The organism is Polyangiaceae bacterium, assembly GCA_016715885.1.
GTDB lineage: Bacteria > Myxococcota_A > Polyangia > Polyangiales > Polyangiaceae > Polyangium.
The window spans coordinates 508769-523672 of sequence record JADJXL010000015.1; the positions used below are offsets into that span (position 1 = coordinate 508769).

The window sequence follows — 14904 nt, forward strand, 5'->3', positions numbered from 1 at the left end:
TACCGTTCCGGTTGTAAGCCGAAGCGGTTTTCACGCACGCGTGTTCTGGGTTGTAAGCCCGGCCGAAGCCCGGTTTTCACGCACACGCGGGACCCCGAACTCGCCCCCTTCGGGGGCTCAAACAGCGGGGTCCCCCCCGCGTGCGCATGAAAATCCGGGCTTCGCCCTATTTCATGAGCCGTGGCTTCTCGCGTGCGCGTGAAAATCCGGGCTTCGCCCTATTTCATCCAAAATTCTTTGTCACGCTTGCCGAGGTGCTGCGTTCTCCCGTTTGAAACGCTCGGAAACGGAGGAGAACATGAAAAGCATCGTAACGGCGCTGTTGGTGGTTGTGGCGGGTTCGCTTTTGGCTTGTGGCGGGGCAGGGGGGCAGCAAGAGACCGAGACGGCGGCGGGGCAGCAGGCGAGCGGCGGGGCGGATATGGAGGCTGTTTGTCGCGATTCGTTTGCGCGGCAGCGGACATGCACGGACGACTTCATTCCGGCGCTGGTGGATGCGCGGATCGAGCTGGATTTGCCAGCGGGGATTGCGGCGGAGGGGCAAAAGGAAGGGGGCCGGGATGCATTGATCACGCAAGCGAAGGCGGAATGGGCGAACGACTCCGAGCCCGCGGCGGTGGCGGCGCAATGCAAGGACATGGCGGGGAAGATGCCGGCCGAGCAAAAAGCGGAAGTTTCTGCTGAATTTTCGAAGTGTTTGGCATCGAGCGATTGCAAAGCGCACGTCGAGTGCGTGATGCCGATCACGAAAAAGATGCTGAGCATGAAGAAATAGCGGGCGGACTTCATTGTTGCGCGAGATCCCGGCTCGCTCGGGGGGCGAGCCGGTTGCTACCAGTCTTTTTTGGTTAAATCTTGAGCTTTCGGGGCGCCTCGGCTGTGAATGCATACATGTGCCTACGTTGTGCGATAAATTGACGATAAATTGTTTGGCGCGACAATAATGGGGTTGTCAGGAAAAGCCATTGACGCATGCGTTGGGTGTTGGTCACGTAAAACCCTACTATGGGGCGCCGCTTCGTGTGAATCCGCGCGACATTTCGCTGGCCAATCGTTTGTTCGTGCGGTAAGGTGGGAGGCATGAGCGACGCTGCCGAGAAGCTGCGGATGCCGGCTGCCGAGTACCTTGCGTGGGAGCGCGAGCAGCCGGAGAAGCACGAGTATCATCTGGGCGAGATCTTCGCGATGGCGGGCGGGAGTCATCGCCATAATTTCCTGTCGACTGCGGTTGCTGCGGAGCTCCGCGCATGTTTGCGTGGAAAACCGTGTCAGGTGTTTTCATCCGACCAACGGATATCGGCCGCACAAGGTGAGCGGTACGTGTACGCGGATGCGGTCGTCACTTGTGGCGGTGTGCGAACTGAGCCGGGCGCGAAGGACGTTCTCGCCAATCCCATGATCATCGTCGAAGTTTTGTCACGCAGCACCGAGACGTTCGATCGGGGCGACAAATGGGGCGCGTATCAACGTCTCCCGTCATTGACTGATTTTTTGCTGGTGGCTCAATCGGCCGCGCGCATCGAACATTACCAACGGCAATCCGATGGCTCGTGGCGGTATTTGCTCGTCGAAGCAGGTGGCTCGATAACGTTGTCCAATGGGGCTAGTTTGTCCGTGGACGATATCTATGCCGGCGCGTTCGAGCTTGCGGGCGAGTGACGCATTCGTGTGTCTTGGGTCGGGTCAATAACCCCTACCCACACTTGCACCCGACGTACGTGCTCGTAAACAAGACCCGTTCGCGCACTTCGTCGTGACAAACCGGACAAAGGTCCCCCAATTGAAGCGGCTTTGACGGCTTCTTCGGCTCGGGCGGCGTCGATACCGCCGCCGCGACCGGCGACCCATTCACCGCAAGCGGCGTCATCGCTGGCTGCATCCCGGCCGGCACCTGAATCTGAAGCGCCGGCGGCTGCGCGTGCTGCTGTAATGGCAAAAATTCACACAACGTCGCCCGCCGATACCCCGACGCTTGAATGCGACTGAATTGCGGCGACGTCAAAATGTCGTTCTTGCACGTCACCGGCAAAATCGGTTTGTCCATCCGCAAATACACCGTCTCCACCGTATACAACGCCGGATCCGTCATACGCGGATCGTCCGGCGTGCACACCTTGTGGGTAAATGCATGAATCAACAAATCCAAATCCGTCTGCTTCGTCTTCGAATGACGCGACCCGTCCACGAGCAAAATGCCATTGCCGTATGACATCGCCGTCAGCCAAAAGCCCCCGCCTGCCGTGTGATAACCACTCACCGACCACTTGTACCCACGCAGCGACCGCACGTGCGCGCTCGCTTCACGCGCGAGCGCATACCCATCCATCCCCGCCGGAAGCGTGCTCGAAAGCGCTCCCACGTGATGCATCAAGCAGTCGTGACACGACACGCAAATGACCTTCTCGAGCGGCTTGTTCGGATCCAAGCAGACATAGGTCGGCTGCTCGGATTCATAACACCCGGACAAACATAGATGAGACTCGATTTCAGAAACGAACGGCGCGGGGAGCGTCATGGCCCGAGTATATACGCGAATCGGCGCAAAGTGCACCCTCGAATCGAATGCAATCGAGCCGCGTTCATCCAAGACGGACAAACTGGATTCGAGAACGGGCCTGGGCTTGCGCGCTCGCTTCGCGCGCCGTTCAGTTCAGAAAAAGGCAAAATCGGGGGGTATGGGGGGGCCGAGCCTCGCCGTGTTTTTGTGCGAAGCGCAAAAACACCGGGAGGCGAGCCTCGGCCCCCCCATCGTAAACAAGACTCTCGCGAGCGCGCGTCCCACGCGCGTGAAGCGAGCGTGCAAATCTTGGCCCGGATTCAAAGCCCGGATTCAAACCGAACGGTCAGCGCTCCACGCGCTCAGGCAGGCCGAGCGCAATACGACGCAACAAATCCAGCACGGCATACGCCGCCGCAATTTGCACTTCTTCCCGTTCTCCCTGAAAAACCTTGTGACGCACGATCGTGCCACCAGGATGCGCCACCGCCCAATACACGAGCCCGACTGGTTTTTCCTGGCTACCTCCCGTCGGCCCAGCAATGCCCGTCACGCCGAGCCCGACGTCGCATTCACATACCCGCCGAACTCCCTCGGCCATCTCCGCCGCCACTTCCGCCGAAACCGCTCCATGCCCCCGCAGCGTATCCTCGGAAACGCCCAACAAACGCGTCTTGGCCGAATTCGCATACGTGACCGCACCACCCACGAAGTAATCGCTCGCCGGATGACGCGTCAATTTGTGCGCAATGAGCCCGCCCGTACACGATTCCGCCAATGCCAATCGATAACCACGGCCCCGCACCGCCCGCCCCACCATTTCGGCAAACGATTCGTCCCCTTCACCATACACCACATCTCCCAGTCGACCGCGCACGTCCGCAGCCGCACGTATCGCCACCTCGCGCGCAACGTCCCGATTCGACGCACGCGCATGCACCTTCACGTCCACCTCGGGGAAATGCACGCGATACCCAAGCGTCACGCCCGCATGCGTCCCCTCGACCCCCGCAAGCGCCTGCCCCACGAGACTCTCGCCGAGACCGTATGAGCGCAAACGAATTTGGAAGGTGTTGTTCGGTGCCGACGGACGAATGCGAGGCAGCACTTGCTCCGTGAACATGCGCTTCATCTCGCGCGGCACGCCCGGAAGGAAAAACAGCGGCGTGTCGCCAATCGCGACGGAAAACCCCGGAGCCGTCCCGATCGCGTTCGGCAAAACCGCCGCACCCGAAGGCAAGTCCGCTTGCTTTTCGTGACCTGCGTTGACCGTGCGACCTCGCCCCTCGACGCGACGACGTATCGCCATGAGCGCGTTTTCATCGCGCACGACCGGTACGCCCGCCGCGGCCGCCGCCGCGATCGCCGTGATGTCGTCCGTCGTGGGACCAAGACCTCCGGTCACCACCACGAGTCTGTGCTTCGAGGCAAACGCCTGCATGCTCGCGACCATGCGATCCAAGTCGTCCGCGATCGTAAGCGATTCGCTGACGTTGAATCCCGCAGCCGTGAGCTCGGCAGAGAGCCAAGCAGCGTTTGTATTGACAATCTCACCACGGGTGAGCTCGGTCCCGATCGAGAGGATCGCGGCAGTCATGGGACCGAGCACTCTAATGCAGGAATGCCGCGTGACGAGTTTTCTTCACACTCGATCAACGCGATCGTTCGGGACCGCCAGCCGAAGCGAGCGGGTAGACGCATCGGAAACCAACATCCGCGAGCCGGCTTTTGGCAGCGAGCTGACGCCTGTGCCAACTGCGCAGCGCGCTCGCCGCACCGTCCGTGAACGAGCCGCCCCGAACATCGACGAGGGCCGCGTCGGCGCTCGACGGCGCCGTCCACTCCGCAACGTTGCCCGCAAGATCGTGCACGCCATCGGGTGAAACGCCATCCGGATGGGAGCCGGTGATCTCGGACCCGGTCGCACCCATCGCACATGGCCCACGCACGAGGCCCCACGCGGCGCGCCGACAAACGGCCCCCGTGTCGCCCCACGCGTAACGCCGTCCCTGAGGGCCCGCCGCAGCAAACGCAAGCTGCTCGGCCGACGGCAAGCTGCCACCCGCCCACGCGCAAAACCGCGCAGCTTCGGCCTGCGTGATCCACCCCAAAGCTCGACCTGGCTCGCCCGAGAAGCTTTTCGTGTCCACACACGCCGACGCCACCACGCACTCCAAGTAACGATCCTCGTTCACCTCGTACGCGTCGATCGCAAACGAGGGCACATCCACCGTGCGCGGCGTGACCTGCCCTTGCGCCTCCCAGTCGCCCGGTCCTATCCGCAACACGCCGCCTGTGATCGGCACGATGCGCGCCGGCGCAACACAGCCCAGCTTGGTCACCGTGAGCCCCACGGCGCATTGGCTCGGCTCACCGACACATCGATCACCTTCGAGGTGTTGGCCTTCGCCACAACAGCGCGGCCCGAGCAGCACCATGCCTGCCGCGCAACGCGACGGCGGCGCCGAACGCTCGAGCGCCGCGACGACCACCAGGGCAAACGCGACCACGCCGAGGACAAACCCTACGGCGATGAACTTTTTCCGCCTGGCGTCAGCTTGCTCCACCCTCGTCGTGGGCTCCCGCCCGAGCAGTTCGAGCTTGACGCCTTCGTTCCGCTTGAACGCCGCGGATCTCGTCGATACGCGACTCGATACGGGCCAGGGCATCGAGCAGCGCAAGCCTCAGTCGCGCGTACGTTTTCGGGCCGATGTCGCCCTTGCGATGCGCTTTCTCCAGCATGACGAACTCGCCAAGGAGCGCCTCGCGCGCTTCGATCAAGTCGTTGCGCAAGTCGTTGCGGCCTTCGTCGATCGTCGCCGGATCGTTCTTCTGCTTCCCAACATACACGCCCGCGATCGCGAGCGCTCCCATCGCACAGAGTACGGCGATCCAACGGCCAGGACCCGGCGTGGGCAAACCCGTGATCGTGATGTCGAGCATCCTGATGCCGCGTTCACCCTGGGCCGCCTGACGCGCCGTGATCCAGAGCTTGCGCCCGTCTCGCCCGCGTTGCTTCTGCGCCGCGGGAAACCCGGCGACGTCGAGCCCCATCGTCTTGCCAGCTTCGGAAAACACGCGCACTTCGCCCACGCGCGGCGGAAGCGCGATCCGAAAGGTTTGTCGCTCCGTACCATCGAGCGGTACGTGATAACGAAAATTCGCCTCATTTTGCCCCGGACCGAGCGTTCCCACGAGCGATGCTTCGTTGTCCTTGCCCTCGACGAACTTCACGTCGGTCATCGCATCCGACGTGTTGAACGCCTTGTACCCTTCGGGCATCGTCACCTTGGCGCCATTCGCATCGGGCACCCACGCCGTCTTGCCGATGTTGAAGACGTTGAACATGTGTTCGACGCTGAGCGCATCCTCGCGCAGCGAAATGAAGACGAATGCTTGCACTCCGACGAGCACGTCTTCCACGTTGGACGACGCTTCGTACGCGTGCAAAACAACCCGTTTGCCAGCCTTGTCGGACAAGTTGAACGGCATCGACACGTACGTGCCCGCGCCCCGCGTCGTGCTGATGCGGTAGCTCGTGCTAGCGCCCACGCCCAAACCATCGAGACGCGCCGTGCCGTTCGCATCCATCTCGATGGGCTTGCGCTTGCGGGAATCGCCCTTCGCAACGTTGCTCTCGAGGATGCTGATCACGGCAGCAGCATTCGCGATCGGACGATCGTCGGCGTCTTTGATCGTGACGACGATCGACCCAGCAGGCAGCGACGGATCGTCGGCAGCCGTGTCTGGAGGTGCCTCGAAAAACCCGCCTCGCTGACCATGCCCATGGCCATCGTCAGCCCCGTGCGCGTCGCCGTGCGGATCCGCGCCGACGTTCGGATGCCCCGGCGGTAGCTCGTCGCCGACGTTCGGATGCCCCGGCGGTAGCTCGTCCCCAACGGGTGGATGTCCCGGCGGAAGCGCCGATCCATCGACGGGTCCGAGCCCGCCATCGGTGGGTCCCGCATCCGCGGCTGGTTTGTCCGTGGGCTTGCCCGCCGAAGCGCTCGCTGCGGCGCTCGAAGCTGGTTTGCCCTCGGGTCCCGCGGCAAACGTGAACATCGGTGCGGACATGCCCGCGAGGGCCAAGGCCAGCATCGTGGCCAAACGACGCGATCTCACGACGCGCTCGCCTCCTCGTCGGTCTCGGTCTGCTTTTCCTCGGTGACGTCTTCGCTCTTGCCCACGCGTGTGCCGCACTTTTTGCAAAAAACCGCGTCCTTGTCGTTCGGCGTGTCGCACTTCGCACAAGCGATCGCCGATTCGTCGACCTCGAATGCAGGCTTCTTCTTGCTCGTTTTCTTCTTCTTGGTGGGACGCTTGGTCGCGACGACCATCGCGACGGCTGCTTCTGCCGATGCTTCCGTTACGGCGTCTTCCGCCGGCGGCTTGTACGCGTCCTCGTCCGACTCCGCAGCCGCTTCCACCTCCGCGGCAGCCTCCGCAAGCCCCGCTTGGCGCAGCTTTTTCAGCACGAGCGCTTCGGCGCGTTCACGACCCGGCGCCGACTTCTCGTCGATCGTCTGCAGCAGCCGCTTCGCTTCGGTGCGGTACTTCGCCGCAAGCTGCGCATAGTCCTCTTCGCTGATCTTGCCGACGTTCCGCTCGAACTCGATGTCCTTCAGCGCCCGCAGCACGGCTCGCTTTTGTTCTTCTTCGACGCGCGGCGGAGCTCCGAAGACGTACGCATCCGCGCCCGACAGCGGCGTTTCACCGAGCAGCGTGCGCAAGCTCGACCAGAACACCGCGATCACCGCGATCAGCGCGCCCGCGGCGGCCACCAGGATCGCCGTAGACGCATCGATGAAAACGCCAGCCAAAACGACGGCCAGGACGATGACGATCGGCAAACCGAGCTTCACGGATTCGGCGATTTTCCGATCGAGCTCGTCGTCCGGACCAGCAGCTTTGTTCGGGGAGCTCATTCGTTGTCGAGGTCCTTCAGCTCTTGATCGAGGCGATCATCGTAGTCGTCGCGGCCTTTGGAATCCTTCACCGGTGAAGTTTTTGCCTTCGCCTTCTTCGCAGCGTCGATCGCGGCGCCTCTTCGCTGGAATCGGCGCAAGGTGTACACGACAAACCCAGCTCCCAGCATGATCGCGAACGCCGGAACGGCCCACAGCAGCCGATTGGCGCCTTGATTACGCGGCACGGCGAGCGACTTGATTCCGTACATCGCGACGTACGCATCTTGCGCTTGTTCGATCGTCTTGCCTTGAGCAAGCAAATCGCGAAGCGCTTCGCGACGCCCCGACGCGATGTCGCACGCGCACGTGCCCAGCGTTTCGCGCGGACAGCCGCAGGTGCAAATGAGGCTCCAGAAGAGCTGCCGTTCGGTCTCGCTGTGGATCACCACGGTGCCGTTGCCGCCCGAGTGCTGACCGATTGCGTCGGCCGGGAAGAACGACAAGACGCCGGCACCGAGGGAGGCCGATACGAGCAGCGCGATGTGAAGCGGAGTGCGTCGATGCATGCGTTGATTCACGGGACGGTCACCGTGAAGCTTCGTTCCCCCTCTCCACTTGTGGAGAGGGGGCTAGGGGGTGAGGCCTGTTCCCCCTCTCCACTTGTGGAGAGGGGGCTAGGGGGTGAGGCGCGCGTCCCTCCATATGCGATGGCAGGTCCGCCCGCGAGCAGCAACGCGAACACGACCGACGCTGCAACGGACGCGGCCGCTCGGATGTACCCAAAGACGCCCGCTTCTTCGAGCGCTACCTCGGGCCACAGCGACAACATCGCGCCAAGGATGAGCACGCCGACGCCGAGCCAGATGAGGTTGACCAGCGGGTTCACGTGAAGCTGAAATGCCGCCACCTTCGTCTGCGGATTGACCATGCCCACGATGACGTACAAGTCGTCACGCACGTTCATGTACTTGGCAACTTCCGTCGAAGGCTGCTCGGCGCCCTTCATGTAGATGTACTTCGCCGGATGGATTTGTCCGACGGGTTTGCCGTGACGAACCACCTCCATGTCCGTGAAGATCATGCGTTTTTCGGCGTCGACTTCCATGCGCGAACCGAGGTACTTCAGCGAGTAGTACTCGATTTGCACTTCTTCGTTCGGCGCGAGCGTGATTTCCTTGTCCACGCCCCAAGCGCGTCCCGTGAAGCCGAGGAACATGACGGCAATACCCACGTGGACGACGTAACCGCCGTAGCGGCGACGAGCTTTCGCCACGAGGTTGTAGAGCGACGTAAAAATCGGCTCGTCTTTCTTCGCTTTTTGCCGCGCGGAAACGCCGCGGACGAACTCCTGCACGACCACGGTCACGTTGAACGCGACCAGCATGACCGTGACGAACGGGAGTTTGCCGCTGAGCCATGCGAGCGCTCTGCCAAGCTGGCCTTCGTAGATCGGCGCAGCTTCGTAGAACGCGGGGTACCCGTAACGTTTACCCAGCAAAAGATGCAGCGCGCCGACGACGATCATCGTGCCCACGGGCCAGCGGAAACTCTTCGCGAACAGTTCGGGCGACGTCTTGCGCCAACCGAGCAGCGGGGCGGCGCCCATGAGGAAAAACGTGACGAGCGCGATGGGCGGGATCCACGTGTTGTAGAACGTCGGCCCGAGCGTCGATTCTTGCTTCAAGAGCCATTCGCTGATGCGCGGCCACGTCGTCGCCGTCGCGATGAACACCGTCAGGCTGAGCAGGCCCCAGTTGTTCAAGACGAACGCTGCTTCGCGCGACAGAACCGACTCGAAAACGCCTTCACTCTGTAGCTTCGGCAAACGCCACACGATGAGCGCGATGCTCACCGAAGCAATGACGAGCATGTAGTAGACGAAGAAGATGCCGATGTCCGAGTTGGCGAACGAGTGAACGCTCGCGATGAGGCCGGATCGCGTGAGGAACGTGCCGAAGATTGTCAGGAAAAACGTCGCCGTAATGAGGAAGACGTTCCAGACCTTCAGCATGCCGCGACGCTCTTGGATCATCGTCGAGTGCACGTAGGCGCTGGCCGTGAGCCACGGCAAAAACGCTGCATTTTCGACGGGATCCCAAGCCCAGTAGCCGCCCCAGCCAAGCTCTTCGTACGCCCAGAGCATGCCGAGCGCGTTGCCGATCGAGAGGAACAGCCACGCAAAGAGCATCCATTTGCGCGTCGCGACGATCCATTCGTTGTCGAGGCGCCCGGTGACGAGCGCGGCGATCGCGAACGCGAAGGGAATCGCCGAGCTGGTGAACCCGATGTAAAGGCTCGGCGGGTGGATGATCATGTAGAAGTTGCGGAGCTGGTAATTGAGTCCGCTGCCGTCGAGCGGCGCGCCTCCGGCATTCGTGGCAAAGGGGTTTGCCGCGAAGATCATGAGGATCGCGAAGAAGCCGATGATCGTCATCAGCGTGGCGATCACGATCGGCTGCAGCTCCACGTAGCGACGTCTGAGCCACGCGATGCAACCCGCGGAAAAACCCGACGTGAGGAAAAGCCACCAGAGCAGTGAGCCGTCCTGGCCGCCCCAGAGCGCTGCCATCAGGTACGGCGTCGACATGGTGCGATCGCTGTACCTGGCGACGTAACTGATGCGGAAGTCGTGACTGACGAACGCGAACGCGAGGACCAGCACGGACAAGCCCACCAAGGCCACGGTGCCGAACGCGCCGAGGCGCGCAGCATGTAAAAGCCTTGGTCTGCCGGTGCTGGATGCGATGGCTACGGCGAAGGTGTACGCCGCCGCAACGAGGATCGCGTAAAGAACGCCGGTTCCAAACTCGGGTAATGATTGCCAGATGGACATGGCTGGTCGCAGAGCTTAGGCCGGGGATGCGAAACGAGCCATCACATGGACGGGAATTCCGTTCCGCAACGGTCGATGTGCCGCTCTCGGCGTGCAGCGCGCCGTCCCCCTACGGCAAATGGCGTGCATCGCGCCGTCCCCCTACGGCAAATCGCGTGCATCGCGCCGTCCATGGACTGCTTTCCCGGAGTACCCGCTTCGAGCACGCCTTGAAATGCCTGAAATACCTCGCCGATTAGTCTCGCGATCGCACATGGCGCTTCGCGTCGCACGCGTCGGCGTTCGAGTCCTCGTTCGGCGGGCTTTTCATTCTCGCCGGAGTCACTACAGTGGCCCTGCCGAGAAGCCATAACGGCTCTCGAGCAAGCACCAAACACCGATCGTCGACTATACTTCTCCTCATGAGCGCCCAGCCCGAACTCCGCTCCGACGAGCTCATCTACGACTGGAACGAAGTTGGCCGAAAAGGCCGACTCATCCCGAAAGACGTGACGTTTTTCGACGAAACGTTGCGCGATGGCTTGCAAAATCCATCCGTTCAGGATCCGAACATCGAGCAAAAGCTGAAGCTCATCCACTTGATGTCGAAGATCGGCATCCACGTGGCCGACATTGGTCTCCCGGGGAGCTCCGAACGAGCCTTCAAAGACGTCTTGCGGATGTGCCGGGAGATCACCGACAACCGCTTGCCTCTGGGCGTCGCGTGTGCTGGGCGCACGGTGGTCGCGGACATCACGCCCATGATCGAGATCTCGCAGCGGGCAGGGATTCCGGTCGAGGTGTACTGCTTCATCGGCTCGAGTCCGATTCGGCAATTCGCCGAAGAGTGGGACCTCGACATGATCGTCAAGCGCAGCGCCGATGCGATCGACGTGGCGGTGAAGGCGGGGCTCTCGGTCGCATACGTCACGGAAGACACGACGCGTTCACGGCCGGAGATGCTCGCGACACTCTTCAAGATGGCGATTGATCATGGCGCTGCGAGGCTGTGTTTGTGCGACACGGTGGGTCACGCGACGCCGGATGGTGTGGCGAACTTGATCTCGTTCACGAAGTCGATCGTGGCGGGCTCTGGAGCGAAGGTCGGCATCGACTGGCACGGGCACAACGATCGCGGTTTGGCGCTCGAAAACGCCTTGTGGGCGCTCGAGTTTGGCGCGGACCGAGTGCACGGAACGGCGCTGGGCATCGGCGAGCGCGTTGGCAACGCGGCGATGGAGCTGATTCTTTTGAACCTGAAGCTTTTGGGGCTCTTGGATCATCAGGATCTCACGCACATGCTCGACTACTGCAACACGGCGGCGCAGGCTGTCGGGTGGGACATTCCCATCAACTATCCGCTCGTGGGTCGAGATGCGTTTCGCACGGCGACCGGTGTGCATGCTGCGGCGATCATCAAGGCGCAGAGCAAGGGCGATGCGTGGCTGGCCGATCGGATCTACTCGGGCGTACCGGCGGGCATGTTTGGACGGAAGCAAGAGATCTGCGTGGGCTACATGTCGGGCGCTTCGAACGTGAATCATTGGCTGCGCGAGCGGCGCATCGAACCGTCGAAGGACTTGGTCGAAGCGATCATGCAGCGGGCGAAAGCGTCGAGTCACATCTTGAAGGACGAAGAGATCATGGCGGTGATCGAGCAGGTACGGGGAAGGTAAGGGCACCCTTTCGCGGTTGTCGATCGACTCCCCGAGCGGTAACACGAGTCTGCTCCTCGTGACGGCTCCTCGCTCAGACCGCTTCGCTCGGTGGGTGGCGCTTTTCGGCGCTCTCGTGGCGCTCTTGCAGGTCATTGGCCTCTACGACACGCGCCTCTCGCCGCTGCTCTTTGCGCCCACAGGATCCGTTCTTCCCGCATTCTTCGCCGAACGAGATGCAACCGTTCGAGCATTCGTCGTCGACGAACACGACAAGCCGCTTCCCAATGCGCTGGTACGGCTGTTCTCCGTGCGATCCGGAATTTCTTACTTCGCAGGAGAAGCCCGCACGAATGATGAAGGTGTGGCGCTTTTGGAAAACATGCCGCGCGGTGAATCGTGGCTCCTTGCCTATGCCGATGGTCGAGTGCGCGCTTCCAAGCGGGTCATGCTCGGCTCGGGCGAACGACCTTTGCGATTGGTGCTGGAACCTGCCCAAGCGCTCGATGTGGTCGTCGTGGACGAGGCTGAACAGCCGTTTGTCGGGGCGGAAGTATCGGTGTCGGGGTCCGATCCATTGCCGTACGTGGCCAAGACGGGATCGGACGGGCGAGCGCGCGTGGATCGTCTCGCGGGCGGGCCATTTTCGGTGCGCGTCGTGGCGCGCGGATACGACGATGTCGTGCGCACGGGTGTGATCGTGGGGGCCGTGCCATTACGCATCAAACTCGAAAAGCTGGGGGCGTTCGAGGTCAAGGTAGTGCAGGCGCAGGACGGCGCCGAAGTGCCGTATGCGCGTGTTTTTTGCGGTGGCGGCGGGCTGTGGCCAGCAAAAGAAGTGGTCGCCGATGCGCACGGTATGGCGAAAATCGCCGGGCTGCGTTCGGGCGCCTATAGCCTGAAGGCCGAGCTTGGTGATCGCGTCAGTGCAACCGAGCTCGGCTTATCCATTGAACGAGCGCAAACGACGAAAGTGACGCTCATCGTGGACCTCGGCAGGCGTATTGCCGTCACCGTGACGGACGGTGATGCCGAAGATGCACGGCGAATACCGAATGCAAACGTCGTATTGGCCGAAGAGGGGCTCAGTCCATTTCCTATTTTCGGTCGAACGGATGAGCAGGGCGTCGTGGTGCTCGGCCCGGTCCCGCCGAATGACATGATGGTTTCTGCATCTGCGGATGGGTTTGTCCCGACGAGTGCCGTGATCGTGGAGGCCGATGTCACCGAAGTGCGTGTGCCGCTCGTGCGAGGTGGGGTCATCATTGGCGAAGTCGTCGATGATCGAGGGTTCCCGGTGGGCGGCGCTTCGGTCGAGGTGATTGGTACGGACACGGAAGGAATGCCGATTGCGGTGACGCGAGCGATGACGGCGTTTCGCGAAGACCATTTCGATGCGTCCTTGCCGGCGTCGATGCCGCTCATTCCGGCCGGTGAGCTTGGCGTGATGCTGGGTCCCATTCCGGATTTGCCGCACGAAGAAGGGGCGGTGAGCGTTCAGGGGCCCGAATACGATCCGTGGGTGACGAACAGCGATGGTGTTTTTCGCGCCGAACCCATTCCACCGGGACGCGTGCAAGTGATCGTCCGGCATCCGGATTATGTGGAGGCCGTGAGCGAAATGGTGACGCTTCGTTCGGGCGGCGAAGCGCATGTGCGCGTGGTGTTGCGACAAGGTGGGTATTTGGAAGGCCGCGTGTTCGATGCGGATCGGCGTCCGGTGGCCGGAGCGCGCGTGGAATTGGCCGCCACCACGGGATCGCTCGAACGGGTGACCTACGCGGACGATTCGGGCATGTTCGTATTTCCGGCCGTACCGAACGAAGTGCTCGTGAGCGTGGCGCGGCCGGATTCGCCGAGTGACGTGGTGGCGCGGGTCGTCGTCGACATACCGGATCGCGAACGCAAAGAGATTGAAATCGTTTTACCCAAAGAACGCGATTCCATTACCGTGCACGTGAGCGATGATCGCGGCTACGCGCTCGACCGCGTGGAAGTGCGCGCCGTGTCGCTCGATCCGGCGGTTCCATTGCGACGAACGTTCTTCACGGACGACGATGGCGAGGTGGAAGTGCCGGATGCGGCGGGTTTGCCCCTGCGATTTTCGCTGCACCGGCCGGGAAAGTCACCGCGCGTCGAAGAGGCGGATCCTGCGCCGTCGGAGATATCGTTCGAATTGGCTGAAGGCATCGTCGGGCATGGCAAGGTGACCGGGCGAGAAGGGCGCGATCGGGTAGGGGACGCGGAGGTCGTATTGTACACGCCACAAGGCGTGCGCCGGGCGGTCGCGAATGCGGACGGGGATTTTGAAGTGCCCGACTTGGCACCGGGTCGCGTGCGTATCGTGGCATCGCATTCATCGTGGGCGACCGAGGAAAAGGTGGTGGACGTAAAGCCCGATTCGCAACGTAGAGCGGACTTGGGTGCGATTGATTTGTCGCAAGCTGGCGCGGTCGAAGGAACGGTCGTCGATCCGAACGAGGAGCCGATTGCCGGAGCACGGGTCGGGTTTGGCATGGTACCGACGTACTTGCCGCTCGGGCCTTTGCCGCCGGGGATTACGTCGACCGATAAGGAGGGGCGTTTCATTTTGAAAAACGTGCCCGAGGGAGATGCGGTCATCGAGGCGTATTCGCTCGAAATGGGGCGAGCTGCGGTGGACGTGAAGGTGCGCGCGGGGGACACGACGTCGCGGGTCGTGATCACGCTGCCGGGCGAGGGCGGGGCGAAAAAGGATGCCAAAGGTGCCGGGAGCGTGGCGATGACGCTGGGCGAGCGTTCGGACAAGGGCGGCAAGGCGGTCGTGGTGGTGATGGTGCCGCCGAATGGCGAGGCGGAAATAGCGGGGATCGAGCCGGGCGAGCGGCTTTTGGCGGTATCGGGGCACGAAGTGCGGTCGATCGAAGCGGCGCGAAAGCGTTTGTCGGGGCCGCTCAGCGAAGACGTCGTGGTGACGGTCGTGGCGGACGAAGAGGGCGCAAAACCGCGTAGGTTACGCGTTCGCCGGGAACGCGTGCGCCGCTGATTGACCCG

11 protein-coding genes are annotated in these 14904 nt (G+C 62.4%); 4 read left to right on the forward strand and 7 right to left on the reverse strand.

Annotated elements, in window-relative coordinates:
- Positions 1–298 precede the first annotated feature (298 nt).
- Both IPM54_15745 and IPM54_15750 read left to right on the forward strand, forming a co-directional pair.
- Positions 299–775 carry a hypothetical protein gene (locus IPM54_15745; GenBank protein ID MBK9261245.1) on the forward strand — a complete coding sequence of 159 codons (477 nt, stop codon included), beginning with the start codon at positions 299–301 and terminating at the stop codon, positions 773–775.
- 305 nt (positions 776–1080) lie between these two features.
- Complete coding sequence (locus IPM54_15750) at positions 1081–1659, forward strand: Uma2 family endonuclease (protein MBK9261246.1); 579 nt, start codon at positions 1081–1083, stop codon at positions 1657–1659.
- A gap of 34 nt (positions 1660–1693) precedes the next feature.
- Here IPM54_15750 and IPM54_15755 read toward each other — a convergent pair whose 3' ends face one another.
- The 7 genes from IPM54_15755 to IPM54_15785 all read right to left on the reverse strand — a co-directional run bounded on the left by IPM54_15755 (position 1694) and on the right by IPM54_15785 (position 10237).
- Positions 1694–2515 carry a hypothetical protein gene (locus IPM54_15755; GenBank protein MBK9261247.1) on the reverse strand — a complete coding sequence of 274 codons (822 nt, stop codon included), beginning with the start codon at positions 2513–2515 and terminating at the stop codon, positions 1694–1696.
- A gap of 328 nt (positions 2516–2843) precedes the next feature.
- On the reverse strand, positions 2844–4094 hold the full coding sequence (locus IPM54_15760) for a CinA family nicotinamide mononucleotide deamidase-related protein (GenBank protein ID MBK9261248.1): 1251 nt from the start codon (positions 4092–4094) through the stop codon (positions 2844–2846).
- A 55-nt stretch (positions 4095–4149) separates the two neighbouring features.
- Positions 4150–5166, reverse strand: coding sequence for a formylglycine-generating enzyme family protein (locus tag IPM54_15765; protein MBK9261249.1), 1017 nt, complete (start codon positions 5164–5166; stop codon positions 4150–4152).
- Positions 5051–6619, reverse strand: coding sequence for a hypothetical protein (locus tag IPM54_15770; protein MBK9261250.1), 1569 nt, complete (start codon positions 6617–6619; stop codon positions 5051–5053). Before IPM54_15770 ends, IPM54_15765 begins: the two co-directional genes overlap by 116 nt.
- Entirely contained in the window at positions 6616–7422 is an 807-nt protein-coding gene (locus tag IPM54_15775; GenBank protein ID MBK9261251.1) for a hypothetical protein, read from the reverse strand. Before IPM54_15775 ends, IPM54_15770 begins: the two co-directional genes overlap by 4 nt.
- Positions 7419–7970, reverse strand: a complete 552-nt coding sequence (locus IPM54_15780; GenBank protein ID MBK9261252.1) for a cytochrome c-type biogenesis protein CcmH — start codon at positions 7968–7970, stop codon at positions 7419–7421. Before IPM54_15780 ends, IPM54_15775 begins: the two co-directional genes overlap by 4 nt.
- A gap of 8 nt (positions 7971–7978) precedes the next feature.
- Positions 7979–10237 (reverse strand): heme lyase CcmF/NrfE family subunit, encoded by a 2259-nt coding sequence (locus IPM54_15785; protein ID MBK9261253.1) that lies wholly within the window; start codon positions 10235–10237, stop codon positions 7979–7981.
- A 401-nt stretch (positions 10238–10638) separates the two neighbouring features.
- Here IPM54_15785 and IPM54_15790 point away from each other — a divergent pair, with 401 nt between their 5' ends.
- Together IPM54_15790 and IPM54_15795 are read left to right on the forward strand one after the other, a co-directional pair.
- Complete coding sequence (locus IPM54_15790) at positions 10639–11892, forward strand: 2-isopropylmalate synthase (GenBank protein MBK9261254.1); 1254 nt, start codon at positions 10639–10641, stop codon at positions 11890–11892.
- A gap of 58 nt (positions 11893–11950) precedes the next feature.
- Entirely contained in the window at positions 11951–14896 is a 2946-nt protein-coding gene (locus IPM54_15795) for a carboxypeptidase regulatory-like domain-containing protein (GenBank protein ID MBK9261255.1), read from the forward strand.
- Positions 14897–14904 lie beyond the last annotated feature (8 nt).

Coding starts and splice junctions, on each gene's coding strand:
- IPM54_15775 (MBK9261251.1), bottom strand. CDS start 7,422: ATGAGCTCCCCGAACAAAGCTGCTGGTCCGGACGACGAGCTCGATCGG.
- IPM54_15755 (MBK9261247.1), bottom strand. CDS start 2,515: ATGACGCTCCCCGCGCCGTTCGTTTCTGAAATCGAGTCTCATCTATGT.
- IPM54_15745 (MBK9261245.1), top strand. CDS start 299: ATGAAAAGCATCGTAACGGCGCTGTTGGTGGTTGTGGCGGGTTCGCTT.
- IPM54_15760 (MBK9261248.1), bottom strand. CDS start 4,094: ATGACTGCCGCGATCCTCTCGATCGGGACCGAGCTCACCCGTGGTGAG.
- IPM54_15765 (MBK9261249.1), bottom strand. CDS start 5,166: ATGCCCTGGCCCGTATCGAGTCGCGTATCGACGAGATCCGCGGCGTTC.
- IPM54_15750 (MBK9261246.1), top strand. CDS start 1,081: ATGAGCGACGCTGCCGAGAAGCTGCGGATGCCGGCTGCCGAGTACCTT.
- IPM54_15790 (MBK9261254.1), top strand. CDS start 10,639: ATGAGCGCCCAGCCCGAACTCCGCTCCGACGAGCTCATCTACGACTGG.
- IPM54_15785 (MBK9261253.1), bottom strand. CDS start 10,237: ATGTCCATCTGGCAATCATTACCCGAGTTTGGAACCGGCGTTCTTTAC.
- IPM54_15780 (MBK9261252.1), bottom strand. CDS start 7,970: ATGCATCGACGCACTCCGCTTCACATCGCGCTGCTCGTATCGGCCTCC.